Here is a 17,554-nt window from a genome sequence, read left to right as displayed (position 1 = left end):
GCCTCAACTCCCGTCGCCCGAAGGCCCGCCCGGGTGGCCGAGGGCGATGTCGTGCCCGTCGGTGCCGCCGCCCTCGACGGTCAACGACGTGGCCACCGGCGGGTAACCGGTCGCGATGACGGTGTACTCGCCGCCGTCCAGGTCCGCGAAGGCGTACGCCCCGTCGGGACCGGTGGTCGCGGTGCCGAGGACGTTGCCCGCCGCGTCGACGAGCGTGACGCGGGCGTCGGTGAGGGGGCCGTGCGGCGCCCGGACGACGCCCCGCAGGTGCGCCCCGGCGTCGAGGACCGCCTCGACCTGGCTCACCCCGGCCGTGCCGACCTCGACGGGCAGCGCGCGCGGCCGGAACCCGGCGGCGTTCACGGCGACCGTCACGGTGCCCGGCACCAGCTCGGTGAAGCCGAACTCGCCCTGCGCGCCGGTGGTCCCGGTGGCGAGCAGGTCCCCGCGCACATCGGTCACGATCACCATCGCGTCCGGCACGGGCTGCCCGGTCGCGGCGGCCCGTACGGTCCCGGCGAGCCCGCTGGTCCCGCTGAGCAGGACGTCGTACGCCACCGGCTCCCCGTTGACCACCACGGTGGACGCCTGCGGCTGGAAGCCGTCGGCGGCGGCGATCAGGACGTACGAGCCGCTGCCCGGCGCGTCGACGGCGTAGGAGCCGTCGGCCTGCGCCACCGAGCGGCCCAGCTGCCGGCCCGCGAGGGAGATCAGCGTGACGGCCGCCCGCGGGACCGGCGCGCTCTCCGCGCCGCGCACGAAGCCGCGCACCGGGACACCGGGGGCGGGGGCGATGGTGCCGCCTGCCGGAGCCTCGTCGACGGCCGTGGCCACGGCGCTCACCGCGGGCGCGGCGCCCGTCCCGGGCGCGGCGGTGACCGCGGCCGGGCCACCGGCCGGGGCGCCCGAGCCGGGCACCGGCCCGGACCCCGTCTCCGCCGCGTCGCTCACCACGGCGATCCCGACGGCCGCCTCCGCGGTGGCCGCCGTGTCCGTCTCCGAGGCCGCCTGCGCCAGCGCCCCCTTGGTCCGCAGCGGGACCTCCTTGATGAACAGGGTGATGAGGAAGGCGAGCAGGGCCAGCACCGCGGCGATCATGAACACGTCGGCGATGCCGTGGCCGTAGGCGCTCTCCATGACGGTGCGCAGCGGCAGGGGCAGCTTGTCCATGTTGGGGATGGCGCCGCCGGAGTCGGCGGCCAGGCGGGCGTACTGCGGGTCGAGGCCCGCGATGCCGTCCCGCGCGTAGTCGGTGATGCGGTGGGCCATGACGGCGCCCAGCGCGGAGACGCCCATCGCGCCGCCGAGCGACCGGAAGAAGGTGACCGTGGAGCTGGCCGCGCCGAGGTCGCCCGGAGCGACCTGGTTCTGCGTGGAGAGCACCAGGTTCTGCATCATCATGCCGACGCCGAGACCGAGCAGCGCCATGAAGACGGCGGTCTTCCAGTACGGGGTGTCGTAGCGGATCGTGCCCAGCAGGCCGAGGCCCGCCGTGATGAGGACACCGCCGCCGACCAGCCAGGCCTTCCACCGGCCGGTGCGGGTGATGAGCTGCCCGGAGACCGTGGAGGAGACGAACAGGCCGCCGATCATCGGGATGGTGAGGACACCGGACATGGTGGGCGACTCGTCGCGGGCCAGCTGGAAGTACTGGGCGAAGAAGACCGTGCCGGAGAACATCGCGACGCCGACGAAGAGCGAGGCGAGCGAGGAGAGGGTGATGGTCCGGTTGCGGAACAGGCGCAGCGGGATGATCGGCTCCGCCGCCCGCGACTCCACCAGCACGAAGACCAGCCCGAGCAGGACCGACCCCGCGACCATCGTGTACGTCTGCCAGGACAGCCAGTCGTACTTGTCACCGGCGAAGGTGACCCACACCAGCAGCAGGGAGACGGCCGCCGAGATGAAGAACGCGCCCGCCCAGTCGACCTTCACGTCCCGCTTCACGACGGGCAGGTGCAGGGTCTTCTGGAGCACGATCAGCGCGATCACCGCGAACGGGACGCCCACGTAGAAGCACCAGCGCCAGCCGAGCCACGAGGTGTCGGTGATGACCCCGCCGAGCAGCGGGCCGCCGACGGTCGCGACGGCGAAGGTGGCGCCGAGGTAGCCGGAGTACCGCCCGCGCTCGCGCGGGGAGATCATCGCGGCCATCACGATCTGCGCCAGCGCGGAGAGCCCGCCGACGCCGACGCCCTGCACCACGCGGCAGGCGATCAGCATGCCCGTGTTCTGCGACAGACCGGCGGCGGCCGAGCCCAGGACGTAGATCACCAGGGCTATCTGGACCAGGGCCTTCTTGTTGTAGAGGTCGGCTAGCTTGCCCCACAGGGGCGTGGTCGCGGTCATCGCCAGCAGGGTGGCGGTGACGACCCAGGTGTAGGCGGACTGGCCGCCGCCGAGGTCGCCGATGATCTGGGGGAGGGCGTTGGAGACGATCGTGGACGACAGGATCGCCACGAACATGCCGAGCAGCAGCCCGGAGAGGGCCTCCATGATCTGCCGGTGCGTCATCGGAGCGTCCGCGCCGGACCCTCCGCCGTGCTTCGCGTGCGCCCGCACACCGGCTGGTGTGGTCGTTGCCATGGGCTTCCTTCTCTTGTGTCTCTGACGTCTCGTACGTCGGTGTCTGTGTGCGCGACCGCGTCTACGCGGCGGGTGCGGGGGTACGGGGGGCCGGGCCGGGCGGCGGTGGTCGGCGGGGGGCCGAACGGAAGTCGCCGAAGCTGGCGCGCAGCCGGGTCATCAGGCGGATCAGCTGGCCGACCTCGTCGTCGCTCCAGTCCCGCAGCCGCTCGGCCAGCAGGGCGGTGCTGCGCCGCGTGAGGTCCGCGAGCACCGCGTCGCCCTCGGGGGTGAGGCGCAGGATGCGGGAGCGCTTGTCCGCCGGGTCGGGGGACCGGACGATCCAGCCCCGCTCGGCGAGGTGCGCCGCGTGTCTGCTGGTCACCGACATGTCCACGGCGAGCAGTTCGGCCAGCGCGCTCATCCGCAGATCGCCGTGGCGGTCGAGGAGGGTCAGCACGGCCGCGGACCCCGCCGGACAGTCGGACGGCAGAATCCGCCCGAGGTCCCGCTTCACGGCTCCGACGCCGCTGAGCTGACGGGCCAGCTCCTCGTACTGCGCCTGCTCGGCCATCACACCTCCCGGATTTGTTGCTTAGGGCAACCATGGAGAGGTTAGAAGTGATTGGTTGCCACAGGCAAATAAATCGGCGGTGACGGCCGCAAAAAATTGGCAAAGGCATGTATTACGGCGGTAAACGCGCAGGTCGCGCGGGTGGTGCCGGGGTTTCGGCCGGGGAGGCGTGGAGCGGACCCCCGCTTGGGGCCGCCCGCCGGGTTTCGCTAGGGTCTCGGGGCATGGCTAACACCCAGGGCCCGCAGGGCCACCAGGACCCCGCAGGCAGCACCCAGATGTTCCGCGCGTTCGTCGACGAGGGCGCCCCGCAGGGCTCCCGGCAGGCGGCCCCCACCCAGTCCTCCGGCCCCCGGATCGGCCTCGTCGTCGGCATCGTCGCCGTGGTGGCGATCGTCGCGGCGGTGGCCTGGCTGGCGCTGAAGTGACCCACGGAACGGCCTCGCCGACGCGGGGCCGTTCCGAGTTCCGCCGGTCGCTGGCGGGTTGGGCAAGACGGTGCCCGACGCGGCCTGGAACGGGCGTAGTTGAGGCGCGTCCGGCAGGCCCCGTCTGGCGGCACAGGTCAGGCGGCCCCTGGTCGGCGGTGGCTTCGGCGTGCCCTGAGCGAGACGCCGACGCCCGCCCCGAGCAGGGGCACGGGCGCGCCCCGAACCCCGCTCGCGCGAAGGGGACTTGAGGGCGACTCGGGGACCGCGCGGGCCAACTACCGCTGGAGCGCCCGTCGTCGGCCGGTGCGCGCGCCAGGTACGGGTTCCGCGCGGGCCCGGACGGCCGGTGGGACGGCCGGGCCCACCGCGTCAGTCGGAGATGAGCCCCTCGCGGAGCTGGGACAGGGTGCGGGTCAGCAGGCGCGAGACGTGCATCTGGGAGATGCCGACCTCCTCGCCGATCTGCGACTGCGTCATGTTGGCGAAGAAACGCAGCATGATGATCCGGCGCTCGCGCGGCGGCAGCTTGGCCAGCAGCGGCTTGAGCGACTCCCGGTACTCCACGCCCTCCAGCGCCGTGTCCTCGTAGCCGAGGCGGTCGGCGAGGGAGCCCTCGCCGCCGTCGTCCTCGGGGGCCGGGGAGTCGAGCGAGGAGGCGGTGTAGGCGTTGCCCACGGCGAGGCCGTCGACCACGTCCTCCTCGGACACGCCCAGCACGGTGGCCAGTTCGGCGACCGTCGGCGAGCGGTCCAGCTTCTGGGAGAGCTCGTCGCTGGCCTTGGTGAGCGCCAGCCGCAGCTCCTGGAGGCGGCGCGGCACCCGCACCGACCACGAGGTGTCGCGGAAGAACCGCTTGATCTCGCCCACGACGGTCGGCATCGCGAACGTCGGGAACTCCACGCCGCGTTCGCAGTCGAAGCGGTCGATCGCCTTGATCAGGCCGATGGTGCCGACCTGGACGATGTCCTCCATCGGCTCGTTGCGCGAGCGGAAGCGGGCCGCGGCGTAGCGCACGAGCGGGAGGTTCAGCTCGATGAGCGTGTCCCGGACGTAGGCGCGCTCGGGGCTGTCCTCGTGGAGGGCGGCCAGCCGCAGGAACAGGGAGCGGGACAGGGTGCGGGTGTCGATGGCCCCCGTGGCCGGGAGGGCCGGGGTCGGCGCGGTCTCGATGGCCGTGACGTCGTCGAGGATGTCGGGCTCGACAGGCGCGACGGCCTCGGGCCCGCTCTTCGTGAGCGTGAGCACCTTCGAGCTGCCCTGGTCTGCGGACATGCCACCCCCTTTGGGTCGCGGGACGGTCGTGGCGAACACTCCGATCGAGGAACGCCGACCTTCACCTGAATACCGGAGCCGAAGCTCTGGCAAACGCGCTTCCGGAAGAATGTCACATGTCGGCAACACGCTGTAGTGACATGTCGACACAGCTGTGATGAATCCGCCCTGGAAACAGGGGGTGTGACGGTTTTTCAGACTGAATATGTCGACACATCACGTCCGGGACGATTCGCTCTTGCCGCGTACAGCTCGACCGCGCGTACGAACGTCCCGATTGTTATGAAAAGACCCCTGCGGAGCGCCCTGCCCGACCCCCTTGCGCCCCGTGCGCCCCCCGCGCCCCCGCGTCCCGCACCCGGTTCCGCGGCCCGACACCGGCCAGGAGGTCCCCACGGCGCCGTACCGCCACGCCTGGACCGCTACGCCCGGACCGCTACACCCGGACCGCTACGCCTCGATCCGGTTCGCGGAACGCAGCCGCTGGAAGCTGCGGGCGAGGAGCCGGGAGACGTGCATCTGGGAGACGCCCAGTTCGGCGCTGATCTGCGACTGGGTGAGGTTGCTGTAGTAGCGCAGCAGCAGGATGCGCTGCTCGCGTTCGGGGAGCTGGACCAGCAGATGGCGGACCAGGTCGCGGTGTTCCACGCCGTCCAGGGCCGGGTCCTCGTAGCCGAGGCGGTCCAGCAGGCCGGGCAGGCCGTCGCCCTCCTGCGCGGCCTCCAGCGAGGTGGCGTGGTAGGACCGTCCGGCCTCGATGCAGGAGAGCACTTCGTCCTCGCCGATGCGCAGCCGCTCGGCGATCTCGGCGGTGGTCGGCGTCCGCCCGAAGGCGGTGGTCAGGTCCTCCGTCGCGCTGTTGACCTGCACCCACAACTCGTGGAGGCGGCGCGGTACGTGGACGGTGCGCACGTTGTCCCGGAAGTACCGCTTGATCTCGCCGACGACGGTCGGCATCGCGAAGGTCGGGAACTGCACGCCCCGCTCGGAGTCGAAGCGGTCGATGGCGTTGATCAGGCCGATGGTGCCGACCTGGACGACGTCCTCCATCGGCTCGTTGCGGGAGCGGAAGCGGGCGGCGGCGTAGCGCACGAGGGGGAGGTTGGCCTCGATGAGCGCCCCGCGTACGCGGTCGTGTTCCGGGGTGCCGGGGCGGAGGTTCTTGAGCTGGCCGAAGAGCACCTGGGTGAGCGCGCGGGTGTCGGCGCCGCGGCGCTTCTCCGGTGCGGCGGGCGCCGCCGGCACGGTCGGGGCCGTGGGCGAGGCGGGAGCCTGGGGTGCCGCGGGAGCCGGGGACGCGGTGGGGGCCTGGGGTGCCGGGGGCGCCGTGGGCGCGGCCGGGGTGGAGGCCGGGGGCACCGTGGGGGCCGGGGCGGTTGCGGAGGCGGGTGCCTGGTCCTGGGGTGGCGCAGTACTGGCCGACACGGTCAACGCCACCTCTTCGTCAGGTCAATATCGGTCAACTCATCCGTCAAAAGCGGTCATAGCATCACAAGACATGTGCACTGTGTGCAAGCACCCCATCACACCGTGTTGAGGGACAAGGCGGACGCCTGATACACGGAAGCCCTCCGCCATTGCGGCGAAGGGCTCGGTGCGGCGGCGCGGCCGGGGGCCGCGGTCGGCTCAGAACGTGTAGTCGGCGACCACCCAGGTGGCGAACTCGCGCCACAGCGCGGCGGCGGCCTGGTGGTCGGGGTGCTCGACGTACCGCTTGAGGGCGTCGGCGTCCTCGACGGCGGAGTTGATGGCGAAGTCGTAGGCGATGGGCCGGTCGCTGATGTTCCAGCCCAGTTCCCAGAAGCGCAGTTCCTCGATCCGGCCGTCGAGGGCGCGGAAGCGGGCCTCGCCCTCCACGACGCGGGGGTCGTCGCGCTCGACGCCCTCGTTGAGCTTGAAGAGGACCAGGTGGCGGATCATGGGCACTCCCTACTGCGCTCCGTCGGCGAGCCAGGTGAAGAAGTCACCGACCGCCTTCGCGGCGTCCGATATGCCCTCGAACCCTATCTGCACGTAGTCCGCGGCCTTGGCCGGGTCCGTGATGATCACGTACAGGATGAAGACCACGAGCACGTAGACGGCGATCTTCTTGGCGTTCACCGCCACCGCACCCTCCCACTGACTGTCCTGCCCCCGGAGCGGTCGCCGCCCCCGGGGCCCCCTGTTGCCGGGCGCGAGTGTATCCCTCACATCGTTTTTTCCGACCAACGGCACCCGGCGGGCGGGGTTTTCGTGCCCCACGACACAGCGGCGCCCACGGACGGCGCCCCGCACGTCGGCCGTCGGCGCGGGCGCACAGCAGAACACCCCCCGCTCCGTGTCTCCACGGTGCGGGGGGTGTTGTCAGCGGTAGCGGAGGGATTTGAACCCTCGGTGACGGGTTACGCCACACTCGCTTTCGAGGCGAGCTCCTTCGGCCGCTCGGACACGCTACCGAGGGAGACCTTACAGCACGCCCGGCCGTGCTCAGAAATCGGTATTCAGGGGGTGCGGAAGAAGCCGGTGAGCAGGTCCGCGCACTCCTCCGCGAGGACGCCCTCGATCACCTCGGGGCGGTGGTTGAGGCGCCGGTCGCGGACGACGTCCCAGAGGGAGCCGGCCGCGCCCGCCTTGTCGTCGCGGGCGCCGTAGACCACCCGCTCCACACGGGACTGGACCAGGGCGCCCGCGCACATCGTGCACGGTTCCAGGGTCACCACCAGCGTGCAGCCGGTGAGCCGCCACGCGCCGGTGACGGCGGCGGCCCGCCGCAGGGCGAGCACCTCCGCGTGCGCGGTGGGGTCGCCGGTCGCCTCGCGTTCGTTGTGCCCGGCCGCCAGGACGGTGGTGCCGTCGGCGGCGAGCACGACCGCGCCGACCGGGACGTCCCCGTCCCGGCCGGCCAGCGCGGCCTCGTCCAGGGCGAGCCGCATCGCGGCCCGCCAGCGGTCACGTACGGGGTCGGCGGACCGGTCCCCGGGGGGCGGTGTGGTCAGCGGACGGTCTCCAGGACCTCCGAGGCGCCCAGCGACTCGGCGATCTCGGTGAGGGCGTCCCCGGACTCCCCGGCCAGCGACTTCAGCTCCTTCTCGCCGACCCCGAGGTCGTCGAGGATGCCGGGGTCGCCGACCGGGCCGTGCGGCACCGCGTCGGCGCCGGACGCGTCGGAGGACTCGTCCCCGTCGTCGTCCTCGCCGTCCTCGGTCCCGTCCAGGTCGAGGGCGTCCAGATCGTCCCCGTCACCGGAGCTGCGGCCGAGCAGTTCGTCGGTGAGGAGGATCTCGCCGTAGGAACTGCGGGCCGCGGCGGCGGCGTCGGAGACGTAGATGCGAGGGTCCTCCTCGCCGTCGATGCGGACGACCCCGAACCAGGAGTCCTCCTGCTCGATCAGCACGAGCACCGTGTCCTCGTCGGGTGATGCCTCCCGGGCCAGGTCGGCGAGATCCGACAGGGTCTCCACATCGTCGAGCTCCGTGTCGCTCGCTTCCCACCCGTCTTCGGTGCGCGCGAGCAGTGCGGCGAAGTACACCGTGACTCTCCCACTGGTCTTAGGCGTGCCGGTCGGGGTAGCCCCCCGGCGGAGGTTACGGGCGGGGAGAGCTGGGCTCCGAGCCCCACCCACTCGGAATCGTGGCAGAAACAAGGCGTCCAGGGGACGTCTTCGGCACCCTGTGTCCGGTCGTTTCGACCGCGGCCCCGCAGAGAGGCCCGCGACCGACTCACCAGCGCACTCGCTGCCGCCACCGCGGATCGTACGCGGCTTTCGGATGCGGCCCGCACGGCCACCCCCCGACGGGCCCCCGGCGCACCGCCGACACGCGCCGCCCGCCGGTGATCTTCCCCCGCGCCGCCCCGCGCCCGACCGGCGCTCTTCCCGGAAACCCGGCCCGCGGACGGCCGTCGGCACTTACCAGCGGAACGTGCGCATGCGCATCGCGTGTCGCAGGCGGGCGGTCTTGGCGCGGCGCGGCTGCACCCGGTCGCGCAGCTCGCGCGCCTCGGCCAGCTCGCGCAGGAATCTGGCGCGCCGTCGGCGGCGCTCGGTCTCGGTCTCCGGCGGCTCGTCCGGGGCCGCGCGGTCTGGCAGGTCAGGCATGGGGTCACCACCCTCGTCCGTGCTCCCCACCTTCCCTCCGACGGGCGGTTTGATGCCAGGGAACGGCCCGAGCGCGGGGCAGAGCGTCACGGAGTGTGGGGACGCTTCGCCTGTACGGCCCGGTTACTGTTGTGGACATGCGTCTCCACGTCGTCGACCACCCCCTGGTCGCCCACAAGCTCACCACGCTGCGCGACCGCCGCACGGACTCCGCCACCTTCCGCCGTCTCGCCGACGAGCTGGTCACCCTGCTCGCCTACGAGGCCACGCGGGACGTGCGCACCGAGCAGGTCGACATCGTCACCCCGGTCGCCGGGACGACGGGCGTCAAGCTCTCGTACCCGCGCCCGCTGGTGGTGCCGATCCTGCGGGCCGGTCTCGGCATGCTGGACGGCATGGTCCGGCTGCTGCCGACCGCCGAGGTCGGCTTCCTCGGCATGATCCGCAACGAGGAGACGCTGGAGGCGTCCACGTACGCCACGCGCATGCCGGAGGACCTGTCCGGCCGTCAGGTGTACGTCCTGGACCCGATGCTGGCGACCGGCGGCACCCTGGTCGCCGCGATCCGCGAGCTGATCCGGCGGGGCGCCGACGACGTCACCGCGGTGGTCCTGCTGGCCGCCCCCGAGGGCGTGGCCGTCATGGAGCGCGAGCTGGCGGGCGCCCCGGTCACGGTCGTCACGGCCGCCGTGGACGACCACCTCAACGAGCAGGGCTACATCGTGCCGGGCCTCGGCGACGCGGGCGACCGCCTGTACGGCGCGGCGGAGTAGGCGCCGCGGGAGCGCGGGGGTCGCGGATCGCGCCGCCCCGCGGCCGGGAGGGCTGTCGTGGTGGCCGTACGGCCGCCTCAGCAGCCCTTCTTCGTGACCGCGGGCTTAGGCGCGGTGAGCGCGGTGAGGGCCTTGGTGGCCTCCGGCGCGGTGGCGAGGGTCTTGAACCCGTTGCCGATGATGAGGTCGACGGCGGCGCCCTTGCGGGCGGCGTCGGTGCGGCGTTCGGCGGTCGCGAGCTGGGTGGCCAGCACCGGCAGCGAGGTGTTGAGCGAGGCGGCCGGGCCGAGCAGGACGCCCGTGCCGGTGACCTTTTTGTCGTAGACCTTGTCGGCGTTGCCGACCTCGCCGATGCGGAAGCCGCGCTTCTTCAGCTCGTCCGCGGTGGTCTTCGCGAGGCCGCTGCGCGTCGTCGCGTTGAAGACGTTGACGGTGACCTGCGCGGGCTTCGGCAGGACCACGGGGGCGGCGCTCGCGCCCGGCCCCGCCTTGGTCGTGCACCCGGTCCGCGAACCGGCCGCGGAAGCGGTGCCTCCGCCGCCGGTGAACACGTCGATGAGCTGGAGCGTTCCCCAGCCGGCCACGCCGAGCAGGGCTCCGCAGCCGACCACCACGACGGCCAGCCGGCCGCGCCGCCGACGGGGGCGCATCCGCGGGAACTTGTCCCCCGTGATCCGGTACTTTCCGCCCATGCCGGGGGGCGTCAGCATGCTCATGAGCGCAGCGTAGTGCGCCTGAGCGGCCATGCCTACTAGATGATCATTCGACTGGCCGCAAGGAGAACCCGAAAGAGCCAACCGGTTACGCCACAGGGGCCTGCCGGGTGGCGGAGGGAGGGCGTCCGGTGCGCCGGGGGGTGTTCCCGGTCCGGGGGCGTCGGCCCGGCCCCGTCTCAGTCCAGTTCGAGCACGCGCGCGTGCAGCACCTGGCGCTGCTGGAGGGCGGCGCGGACCGCGCGGTGCAGCCCGTCCTCCAGGTAGAGATCGCCCTGCCACTTCACGACGTGCGCGAAGAGGTCGCCGTAGAACGTCGAGTCCTCGGCGAGCAGGGTCTCCAGGTCGAGCTGCTGCTTGGTGGTCACCAGCTGATCGAGGCGGACCGGGCGCGGCGCGACGTCCGCCCACTGCCGGGTGCTTTCCCGGCCGTGGTCGGGGTACGGCCGGCCGTTTCCGATGCGCTTGAAGATCACACGGAAAGCCTACCGGCCCAGACCTTCCGGGCGCAGCCATGGCGGCGGAGTGCCAGGCTGGAAAAGATCTGACAAAAGAGGTCGAACGAAGCGGAAACGGAACCAGCGAAGCAGGGAACGACCACCAGGGAACGAGGGGCCGCCGATGACTCCGCCCACCAGCCCGTCGCAGAACCCGCCGCCCGGCCCGGACGAGGCGGCCGACGACGTCCCGCGCCGGATCGCCGCCGGGTACGCCTTCACCGGTCCCGCGCTCGACCTGGGCGCCCTGCTCTGGGAGGGGGCCTGCCGACCTCAGGCGCGGGTCAGGATTCCGCTGCCGATGCTGAACCGGCACGGCCTGGTCGCGGGCGCCACCGGCACCGGCAAGACCAAGACGCTCCAGCTGATCGCCGAGCAGCTTTCCGCGCAGGGCGTCTGCGTCTTCCTCGCGGACGTGAAGGGCGACCTGTCCGGGATCTCGGCCCCCGGCGCGCCGAACCCGAAGGTGGCCTCCCGGTCCGCCGAGGTGGGCCAGGAGTGGACGGCCACCGGCTTCCCCGCGGAGTTCTACGCCCTCGGCGGTCTCGGCCACGGCATCCCGGTGCGGGCCACCGTGACCAGCTTCGGCCCGGTCCTGCTCGCCAAGGTGCTGGGGCTCAACCGCACCCAGGAGCAGTCGCTCGGCCTGATCTTCCACTATGCCGACGGCAAGGGCCTGGAGCTGGTCGACCTCAAGGACCTGCGGGCGGTCGTCGCCTTCCTCACCTCCGAGGAGGGCCGGGCCGAACTCCGGGAGATCGGCGGCCTCTCCACCGCCACGGCCGGGGTGATCCTGCGCTCCCTCACCGCGTTCGAGGCGGAGGGCGCGGCGGACTTCTTCGGCGAACCCGAGTGCGACACGGCGGAGTTCCTGCGGTCGGCGCCCGACGGGCGCGGGACCGTCTCCGTCCTGGAGCTTCCCGCCGTGCAGGACCGGCCGCGGCTCTTCTCGACGTTCCTGATGTGGCTGCTGGCCGACCTCTTCCACGACCTGCCCGAGGTCGGCGACCTCGACCGGCCGAAGCTCGTCTTCTTCTTCGACGAGGCCCACCTGCTCTTCGCGGACGCCTCGAAGGCCTTCCTGGAGGCGATCACGCAGACGGTCCGGCTGATCCGCTCCAAGGGGGTCGGCGTGTTCTTCGTCACCCAGACCCCGAAGGACGTGCCCGCCGACGTGCTCGCCCAGTTGGGCAACCGCGTCCAGCACGCGCTGCGTGCCTTCACCCCGGACGACCGGAAGGCGCTCAAGGCGACGGTCAGGACCTTCCCCGACTCCCCCTACGACCTGGAGGAACTCCTCACCGGCCTCGGCACCGGCGAGGCCGTCGTCACCGTCCTCAGCGAGAACGGCGCCCCCACCCCGGTCGCCGCGACCCGGCTGCGCGCCCCGGAGTCGCTGATGGGCCCGGTCGACCCGGCGGAACTGGACCGGGCGGTACGGGAGTCCGCGACGTACGGGCGCTATGCACAGGCTGTGGACAGGGAGTCGGCGTACGAGCGGCTGACCGCGCAGGCGGGGGAGCGGGCGGCGCCGGACGCGCCGTCCCGGCCCGAGACGCATCCCGAGGCGCACCCAGGGGCGCACCCCGATCGGGAGCCCGCGCGGGAGCCGGAGCCGGAGCCGAAGCCGCGACGAAGGGCCCGGTCGGAGCCCGAAGACCGGTCCGTGGTCGAACAGGTCGTCGGCAGCGGGGTGTTCAGGTCGCTCGCCCGGTCGGTCGGCACGCAGCTCGGCCGCGAGATCACCCGCTCCCTGTTCGGTACGGCACGGCGGAGGCGGTGACCGTCCGGCACCCGTCCGGGCGCCCGGCCGGGCCGCCTCCGCCGTCGGGTCAGCGGCTCCGTTCGCTCTGCGGGAGCCGGGACGGCTTGTCGTGATCGGTGAGCCGGGCGGTGGCGCGCGGCTTGGGCGCGTTGCGGGCGGCCTCGGCGCGCAGCAGGGCGCGCAGGACGGCGTACGGGTCGAGGGGCATGGCGGAACCGGTCCTGTCTGTGGTCTCGGTGGTCTCTGCGGTCGGTGGGGCTGACCCGGTCGCCGGGCGCTCTCCCCGGACAGGGGGAGGGGCCGGGACACGGCGAGGGACCGGTCAGCAGCGCAGGACCACCGCCCGCAGCACGTCCAGGACGTACCGCGGCCGGGGTGCGGAGGGCCGGACGGGGCGCGGGGGAGCGCCGCCGGGCGGGGCCGCGGGGACGGGACGGGTGCGGCACGGCCGTACGGCGGCGGTGCGGCGGACGGCCGGGGCCGGGCGGGCCGCGGTGTCGGAGACGTCGTACTCGACGATCTCGGCGGCGGCGGGCGCCGACGCCGCGGCCCCGGTGGGGGCGGTCGGCAGGAGGACGGCGAGCAGCAGCACGAGGACCCGGAGCCAGGAGCGGCCACGGGGGAGGAGGCGGGCGGTGCTGCGCATGGGGGACGTCTCCCCGCGACACGCCCACCGCCCAGCGTCCGGCGGGCCGGAACCGCCCGATCGGGGGAGAGCGAAGGGTGCGCGGCGGCGCGGAGAGGGGCGCGAGCCCGCCGGAGCCGCCCCCGGGCCCCGTCGGGGGCTGGGCAGGGGGACTACTTACCGCGTGACGTCGTCTTCTTCGTGGCCCGCTGCGTCTTCGCGGGCTTCTCGCCCTTGGCCGCCTTGGCCGTCGTGCCTGTACTGCTCGTGCTGCCCGTGCTGCCCGTACTGGCGGTCTTCGCCGTCTTCGCCGCCTTGGCCGCCGCCTTCATCTCCTGCTTGTGGGCGCGGACCTTGGTGAGGGAGTCCGGGCCGGTGATGTCGGCGACCGAGCGGAAGGAGCCGGTCTCGCCGTAGGCGCCCGCCGCCTCCCGCCAGCCCTTGGGGCGGACGCCGAGCTGCTTGCCGAGGAGGGCGAGGAAGATCTGTGCCTTCTGGCGTCCGAAGCCGGGCAGGTCCTCCAGCCGTTTCAGCAGCTCGGGACCGGTGGCGACGCCGTCCCACACGGCGCTCGCGTCACCGTCGTAGTGCTCGACGAGGTACCGGCAGAGCTGCTGGACGCGCTGGGCCATCGAGCCGGGGTAGCGGTGGACGGCGGGCTTGTCGGCGAGGAGGGCGGCGAACGCCTCGGGGTCGCGGGCGGCGATGTCGTGCGCGTCGAGATCGTCGGCGCCGAGCCGGTCGGCGATCGTCCGGGGGCCCTTGAACGCCCACTCCATCGGGACCTGCTGGTCCAGCAGCATCCCGACCAGCGCGGCGAGCGGGGACCGCCCGAGGAGCGCGTCGGCCTCGGGGTCCTGGGCGAGGTGCAGGGTGACGTCCATGCCCCGATCATCCCGCGGACCGGCACCGCCCGCCCGCCCGCGCGCCGCGGGGCGGGCAGGCCCGGCCCGGCCCCTCAGGTCTCGCGCCAGTACCCCAGCGCGTGGACGCGGTCCTTCGGGACGTCCAGCTCCTTGCGGACGTACGCGCCGAGGGTGCGGGTGGTGCGGGTGTCGCAGGCGATCCAGACGTACGGGGCCGGGGTGGCCGCCAGCAGGGCGGGGAGTTCGGACTTCACGCGGTCGACGAGTTCGGCGCGCGGCACGCGGCGCAGGTCGTGGCGGGCCGGGTCGGTCCGGAACGGCAGGTCCGCGCCGCCGCCCTCGAACCAGACGGTGGCCGGGGCCGTGCCGAGCGCGCCCAGCAGGGAGTTGATCGCGGGCAGCGAGGCCGGGTCGCCGACCGCGAGCACGTGCGAGGGCGCGGGGGACGGCTCCTCGAAGCCGGTGCCCTGGACGGTCGCCTCGATGGTGTCGCCGGGCCGCGCCGCCCGCGCCCAGTCGCTGGCGGCGCCCTCGTGCAGGGCGAACTCCAGGGAGAAGGTGCCCGCCGCCGGGTCGGGGTCGACCAGGGTGTAGGCCCGCTGGTGCGGCTTCCCCGCCTGGGGGAACCACATCCGGACCCACATCGTCGGGTGCGTGCCGGTCGCGGCGAGCAGCCCGCCGTCCGTGAAGCGGAGCCTGCGGTACTCCGGCGTCACGTCCTCGGCCCGCGTGACCGTGAACGTGAAGTCCTTCGCCCTCATGAGCCTGAGGACCGCGCCCTCCCAGCCCCTCCCCTGCGCCATGGCCCCTCACCTCTCGCGTACGATTCCGAAACCCAGCAACTAATTAGGTGAGCCTAACCTAATAACGGTGCGGACCGACCGTGCCGGACAGCCGAGCCCGGTGAGGGGTGCAGGGGTGACGAGCGAGACCAGGAGACCAGCCCCGGAGACGGACCCCGCGGCGGGCCCGTCGGCCGGTCCACGCACCCACGACGGTCCACGCGCCCAGGCCGGTCCACGCACCTCCGACGGTCCGCGCGCTCAGGACGGCCCGCGCACCCCCGACGGCCCGGTGGCCCCCGGTGTCTACCGGGACGCGTGGGGCATCCCCCACCTGCGGGCCCGTGACGTCCTCGGTCTCGCCCGGCTCCAGGGCCTGGTCACCGCCCGCGACCGGGCCTGGCAGCTGGAGGTCGGACGGCACCGCGCCCGCGGCACCTCCGCCGCCTTCCTCGGCCCCGAGGCGCTCCCCTGGGACCTGTTCGCCCGCCGTGCCCGCCTCGACGACACCGCCCGCCGCTGCTGGGCCGCCCTGGAGGAGAACGACCCGGAGTCCGCGGCGTGGACCAGGGCCTACGTCGACGGCGTCAACGAGGGCTTGGCCGCCGTGGCCGCCGCCCCGCGCCCCGCGCCCGGCTTCGCGCGGACCGGTCTCGCCCCCGGCCGCTGGGAGCCGTGGACCCCGTTCGGCGTGTGGCTCGCCACGCACATCCTGTGCGCCGGGTTCCCCGCCAAGCTCTGGCGCGAGGAGGCCGTCCGCCACCTCGGCGAGGACGCCGTCGGCCTGTTCGCCACCGACGGCCCCGGCACCTCCGGCAGCAACGGCTGGCTGCTCTCCGGCGCGCGCACCGTCACCGGGCGGGCCGTCCTCGCCGGTGACCCGCACCGCTTCGTCGAGGACCCCGGCGTCCACCAGCAGATCCGGCTGGCCTGCGACGAGTTCGACGTCGTCGGCCTCGCCGTGCCCGGGGTGCCCGGCATCGCCCACTCCGGCCACACCGGCACGGTCGCCTGGGCCGTCACCAATGCCATGGCCGACCACCAGGACCTCTACCGCGAGCGCCTGCGCCGCACCGGGGCGGGCGTCGAGGCCCTCGGCCCGGACGGCACCTGGCGGCGCGTCACCCGGCACACCGAACGCGTCGAGGTCGCGGGGGAGGAGCCCGTCGAGACCGAGGTGCTGGAGACCGCCCGCGGCCCGGTCGTCGCGGGCGGCCCGGAGGGCCTGGACGACGGCACCCCCCTCGCCGTCAGCCTCCGCTACCCGCCCCGTGTCACCGCCGACCTCGGCTTCGGCGCCCTGCTGCCGCTGCTGCGGGCCCGCCGCGCCGCCGACGTCGACGCCGCCTTCGACGCCTGGGCCGAGCCGGTCAACGTGGTCCTGGCCGCCGACACCGAGGGCGGCCTGCTGCACCGGGTCGCGGGCCGGGTCCCGTTCCGCTCCGCCGCCAACCGCACCCGCCTGGTGGCGGCCTGGGAGCCCGGCCACGAGTGGACCGGCTGGCACACGACACCGCGCGCCGGAGTGACCGACGGCGTCGCCGTCATGGCCGACCAGCGCGGCCCCGCCACCCCGCTGGGCGTCGAGTTCGCCGCCCCGCACCGCGCCCACCGCATCCGCGACCTGCTCGCCGCGCGGCGCGCCTGGGCCGCCGACGACATGGCCGCCGTCCACACGGACACCCACCTCGCCTCCGCCGACTCCCTCCTGTACCTGCTGGCCTCCCTCGACGGCCCCACCGGACCGGCAGAGCCCACGAGCCCCGTGGGCCCGGCAGGCCCGGCAGCACTTGCAGGCCCGACAGCACTGGCAGCACCCGGTGGCTCCGCCACGCCCACCCCCACCTCCGCCACCACCTCCTCCCTCTCCACCCCCCTCACCCCCGCCGCCCGTGCCCTGCGTGATCGGCTCCTGGCGTGGGACCGCCGGATGGACGCCGGGAGCGAGGGGGCCGCCCTGTTCGCGGCGCTGCGCGGTGCCGTCGTACGCCGCCTGGCCGCCCACCCGGCCTTCGCCGCCCTGACCAGCCCGCCCGCCTACCCCGAGGTCTTCCAGCCCTGGCTCGCCCTGGTCCCCCGCGTCGGGTACGCCCTCGACCACCTGCTGCGCGCCGACCGGCTGTACGGCGTCGACCGGCCCGAACTGGTCCGGCAGGCCGCCGAGGAGGTCGCCGCCGCCACCGCCGGAACGCCCGCCCCGCGCTGGGGCGACACCCACCGCCTGGCCCTCTGGCGAGCCCTCCCCCCGGAGCCCGGCTCCGACACGGGCACCGTCACGGACCCCCTCGCCCCGCCCCTCTCCGGCGACCACGACTGCGTGCTCGGCACCTCCTCCGTCCCCGGCAGGACCGACCTCGCCGCGCGCGGCCCGGTCGCCCGCTTCGTCTGGGACCTCGCCCGCCGCGAGGACAGCCGCTGGATCGTGCCCCTCGGCGCGCACGGCGACCCCGACCACCCCCACCACCACGACCAGCTCCCCCTCTGGCTGCGGGGCGAGCCGGCCCCGGTCGTCACCGACTGGGCGCACCTGACCCGGGAGAGCGAACACCCCGATGCCTGAGCCGACGGCGACGACCGAGAGACCTACGACCCGGCGGCCGACCGCGTCGGCGACCG

19 protein-coding genes and 1 tRNA gene are annotated in these 17,554 nt (G+C 73.8%); 4 read left to right on the top strand and 16 right to left on the bottom strand.

The window, feature by feature from the left end:
• Nucleotides 1-3 precede the first annotated feature (3 nt).
• Entirely contained in the window at nucleotides 4-2,586 is a 2,583-nt protein-coding gene (locus ACIQPQ_RS21510; protein WP_401305997.1) for an MFS transporter, read from the bottom strand.
• A gap of 61 nt (nucleotides 2,587-2,647) precedes the next feature.
• Entirely contained in the window at nucleotides 2,648-3,139 is a 492-nt protein-coding gene (locus tag ACIQPQ_RS21505; RefSeq protein ID WP_401305995.1) for a MarR family winged helix-turn-helix transcriptional regulator, read from the bottom strand.
• Nucleotides 3,140-3,363: 224 nt separating this feature from the next.
• On the opposite strand from ACIQPQ_RS21505, the gene ACIQPQ_RS21500 reads away from it, so the two are divergent.
• Nucleotides 3,364-3,567: a hypothetical protein gene (locus ACIQPQ_RS21500; protein WP_383768436.1), complete on the top strand. Its 204-nt coding sequence runs from the start codon at nucleotides 3,364-3,366 to the stop codon at nucleotides 3,565-3,567.
• A gap of 372 nt (nucleotides 3,568-3,939) precedes the next feature.
• Here ACIQPQ_RS21500 and ACIQPQ_RS21495 read toward each other — a convergent pair whose 3' ends face one another.
• The 8 genes from ACIQPQ_RS21495 to ACIQPQ_RS21460 form a co-directional block, all read right to left on the bottom strand.
• On the bottom strand, nucleotides 3,940-4,842 hold the full coding sequence (locus tag ACIQPQ_RS21495; RefSeq protein WP_383768438.1) for an RNA polymerase sigma factor SigF: 903 nt from the start codon (nucleotides 4,840-4,842) through the stop codon (nucleotides 3,940-3,942).
• Nucleotides 4,843-5,292: 450 nt separating this feature from the next.
• Nucleotides 5,293-6,267 carry an RNA polymerase sigma factor SigF gene (locus ACIQPQ_RS21490; RefSeq protein WP_401305994.1) on the bottom strand — a complete coding sequence of 325 codons (975 nt, stop codon included), beginning with the start codon at nucleotides 6,265-6,267 and terminating at the stop codon, nucleotides 5,293-5,295.
• Between the two features lie 201 nt (nucleotides 6,268-6,468).
• The gene (locus tag ACIQPQ_RS21485; protein ID WP_383768443.1) at nucleotides 6,469-6,762 is read right to left on the bottom strand and encodes a Dabb family protein; all 294 of its coding nucleotides are present in this window, start codon (nucleotides 6,760-6,762) and stop codon (nucleotides 6,469-6,471) included.
• A 9-nt stretch (nucleotides 6,763-6,771) separates the two neighbouring features.
• Nucleotides 6,772-6,942 (bottom strand): hypothetical protein, encoded by a 171-nt coding sequence (locus tag ACIQPQ_RS21480; RefSeq protein ID WP_383768828.1) that lies wholly within the window; start codon nucleotides 6,940-6,942, stop codon nucleotides 6,772-6,774.
• A 247-nt stretch (nucleotides 6,943-7,189) separates the two neighbouring features.
• Nucleotides 7,190-7,277 (bottom strand) — tRNA-Ser (locus tag ACIQPQ_RS21475).
• Between the two features lie 45 nt (nucleotides 7,278-7,322).
• Entirely contained in the window at nucleotides 7,323-7,754 is a 432-nt protein-coding gene (gene tadA / locus ACIQPQ_RS21470; protein WP_401305992.1) for a tRNA adenosine(34) deaminase TadA, read from the bottom strand.
• Between the two features lie 59 nt (nucleotides 7,755-7,813).
• Nucleotides 7,814-8,350, bottom strand: coding sequence for a hypothetical protein (locus tag ACIQPQ_RS21465; protein ID WP_401305990.1), 537 nt, complete (start codon nucleotides 8,348-8,350; stop codon nucleotides 7,814-7,816).
• Between the two features lie 378 nt (nucleotides 8,351-8,728).
• A complete protein-coding gene (locus ACIQPQ_RS21460) occupies nucleotides 8,729-8,917 on the bottom strand; it encodes a hypothetical protein (RefSeq protein ID WP_383768451.1) in 189 nt (62 codons plus the stop codon).
• 137 nt (nucleotides 8,918-9,054) lie between these two features.
• On the opposite strand from ACIQPQ_RS21460, the gene upp reads away from it, so the two are divergent.
• The gene (upp, locus tag ACIQPQ_RS21455) at nucleotides 9,055-9,690 is read left to right on the top strand and encodes a uracil phosphoribosyltransferase (protein WP_383768454.1); all 636 of its coding nucleotides are present in this window, start codon (nucleotides 9,055-9,057) and stop codon (nucleotides 9,688-9,690) included.
• Between the two features lie 77 nt (nucleotides 9,691-9,767).
• On the opposite strand, the gene ACIQPQ_RS21450 is transcribed toward upp, so the two are convergent.
• Both ACIQPQ_RS21450 and ACIQPQ_RS21445 read right to left on the bottom strand, forming a co-directional pair.
• Entirely contained in the window at nucleotides 9,768-10,382 is a 615-nt protein-coding gene (locus ACIQPQ_RS21450) for a LytR C-terminal domain-containing protein (protein WP_401306458.1), read from the bottom strand.
• Between the two features lie 200 nt (nucleotides 10,383-10,582).
• Nucleotides 10,583-10,879 carry a type II toxin-antitoxin system VapB family antitoxin gene (locus ACIQPQ_RS21445; RefSeq protein WP_004943146.1) on the bottom strand — a complete coding sequence of 99 codons (297 nt, stop codon included), beginning with the start codon at nucleotides 10,877-10,879 and terminating at the stop codon, nucleotides 10,583-10,585.
• A gap of 145 nt (nucleotides 10,880-11,024) precedes the next feature.
• On the opposite strand from ACIQPQ_RS21445, the gene ACIQPQ_RS21440 reads away from it, so the two are divergent.
• A complete protein-coding gene (locus ACIQPQ_RS21440; RefSeq protein WP_401305987.1) occupies nucleotides 11,025-12,683 on the top strand; it encodes a helicase HerA-like domain-containing protein in 1,659 nt (552 codons plus the stop codon).
• A gap of 49 nt (nucleotides 12,684-12,732) precedes the next feature.
• Here ACIQPQ_RS21440 and ACIQPQ_RS21435 read toward each other — a convergent pair whose 3' ends face one another.
• The 4 genes from ACIQPQ_RS21435 to ACIQPQ_RS21420 all read right to left on the bottom strand — a co-directional run bounded on the left by ACIQPQ_RS21435 (nucleotide 12,733) and on the right by ACIQPQ_RS21420 (nucleotide 14,959).
• Entirely contained in the window at nucleotides 12,733-12,873 is a 141-nt protein-coding gene (locus tag ACIQPQ_RS21435; RefSeq protein ID WP_383768458.1) for a hypothetical protein, read from the bottom strand.
• A gap of 114 nt (nucleotides 12,874-12,987) precedes the next feature.
• Complete coding sequence (locus tag ACIQPQ_RS21430) at nucleotides 12,988-13,311, bottom strand: hypothetical protein (protein ID WP_401305985.1); 324 nt, start codon at nucleotides 13,309-13,311, stop codon at nucleotides 12,988-12,990.
• Nucleotides 13,312-13,463: 152 nt separating this feature from the next.
• Nucleotides 13,464-14,174 carry an HhH-GPD-type base excision DNA repair protein gene (locus ACIQPQ_RS21425; protein WP_401305984.1) on the bottom strand — a complete coding sequence of 237 codons (711 nt, stop codon included), beginning with the start codon at nucleotides 14,172-14,174 and terminating at the stop codon, nucleotides 13,464-13,466.
• A gap of 74 nt (nucleotides 14,175-14,248) precedes the next feature.
• Nucleotides 14,249-14,959: a siderophore-interacting protein gene (locus ACIQPQ_RS21420; RefSeq protein ID WP_401305982.1), complete on the bottom strand. Its 711-nt coding sequence runs from the start codon at nucleotides 14,957-14,959 to the stop codon at nucleotides 14,249-14,251.
• Nucleotides 14,960-15,230: 271 nt separating this feature from the next.
• Here ACIQPQ_RS21420 and ACIQPQ_RS21415 point away from each other — a divergent pair, with 271 nt between their 5' ends.
• Nucleotides 15,231-17,498, top strand: a complete 2,268-nt coding sequence (locus ACIQPQ_RS21415) for a penicillin acylase family protein (RefSeq protein ID WP_401306456.1) — start codon at nucleotides 15,231-15,233, stop codon at nucleotides 17,496-17,498.
• The last annotated feature ends 56 nt before the right edge of the window (nucleotides 17,499-17,554 follow it).

Origin of the sequence: Streptomyces sp. NPDC091281, from assembly GCF_044757425.1 — a bacterium.
Taxonomy (GTDB): Bacteria; Actinomycetota; Actinomycetes; order Streptomycetales; family Streptomycetaceae; genus Streptomyces.
The sequence above is the reverse complement of the archived record's forward strand: the minus strand, read 5'-3'. Positions and strand labels throughout refer to the sequence as shown.

What these genes read in the sequence shown, in the direction of transcription:
- ACIQPQ_RS21510 (WP_401305997.1), bottom strand. Translation starts at nt 2,586, where the DNA reads ATGGCAACGACCACACCAGCCGGTGTGCGGGCGCACGCGAAGCACGGC.
- ACIQPQ_RS21505 (WP_401305995.1), bottom strand. Translation starts at nt 3,139, where the DNA reads ATGGCCGAGCAGGCGCAGTACGAGGAGCTGGCCCGTCAGCTCAGCGGC.
- ACIQPQ_RS21500 (WP_383768436.1), top strand. Translation starts at nt 3,364, where the DNA reads ATGGCTAACACCCAGGGCCCGCAGGGCCACCAGGACCCCGCAGGCAGC.
- ACIQPQ_RS21495 (WP_383768438.1), bottom strand. Translation starts at nt 4,842, where the DNA reads ATGTCCGCAGACCAGGGCAGCTCGAAGGTGCTCACGCTCACGAAGAGC.
- ACIQPQ_RS21485 (WP_383768443.1), bottom strand. Translation starts at nt 6,762, where the DNA reads ATGATCCGCCACCTGGTCCTCTTCAAGCTCAACGAGGGCGTCGAGCGC.
- tadA (WP_401305992.1), bottom strand. Translation starts at nt 7,754, where the DNA reads ATGCGGCTCGCCCTGGACGAGGCCGCGCTGGCCGGCCGGGACGGGGAC.
- ACIQPQ_RS21460 (WP_383768451.1), bottom strand. Translation starts at nt 8,917, where the DNA reads ATGCCTGACCTGCCAGACCGCGCGGCCCCGGACGAGCCGCCGGAGACC.
- upp (WP_383768454.1), top strand. Translation starts at nt 9,055, where the DNA reads ATGCGTCTCCACGTCGTCGACCACCCCCTGGTCGCCCACAAGCTCACC.
- ACIQPQ_RS21450 (WP_401306458.1), bottom strand. Translation starts at nt 10,382, where the DNA reads ATGGGCGGAAAGTACCGGATCACGGGGGACAAGTTCCCGCGGATGCGC.
- ACIQPQ_RS21440 (WP_401305987.1), top strand. Translation starts at nt 11,025, where the DNA reads ATGACTCCGCCCACCAGCCCGTCGCAGAACCCGCCGCCCGGCCCGGAC.
- ACIQPQ_RS21435 (WP_383768458.1), bottom strand. Translation starts at nt 12,873, where the DNA reads ATGCCCCTCGACCCGTACGCCGTCCTGCGCGCCCTGCTGCGCGCCGAG.
- ACIQPQ_RS21430 (WP_401305985.1), bottom strand. Translation starts at nt 13,311, where the DNA reads ATGCGCAGCACCGCCCGCCTCCTCCCCCGTGGCCGCTCCTGGCTCCGG.
- ACIQPQ_RS21425 (WP_401305984.1), bottom strand. Translation starts at nt 14,174, where the DNA reads ATGGACGTCACCCTGCACCTCGCCCAGGACCCCGAGGCCGACGCGCTC.
- ACIQPQ_RS21420 (WP_401305982.1), bottom strand. Translation starts at nt 14,959, where the DNA reads ATGGCGCAGGGGAGGGGCTGGGAGGGCGCGGTCCTCAGGCTCATGAGG.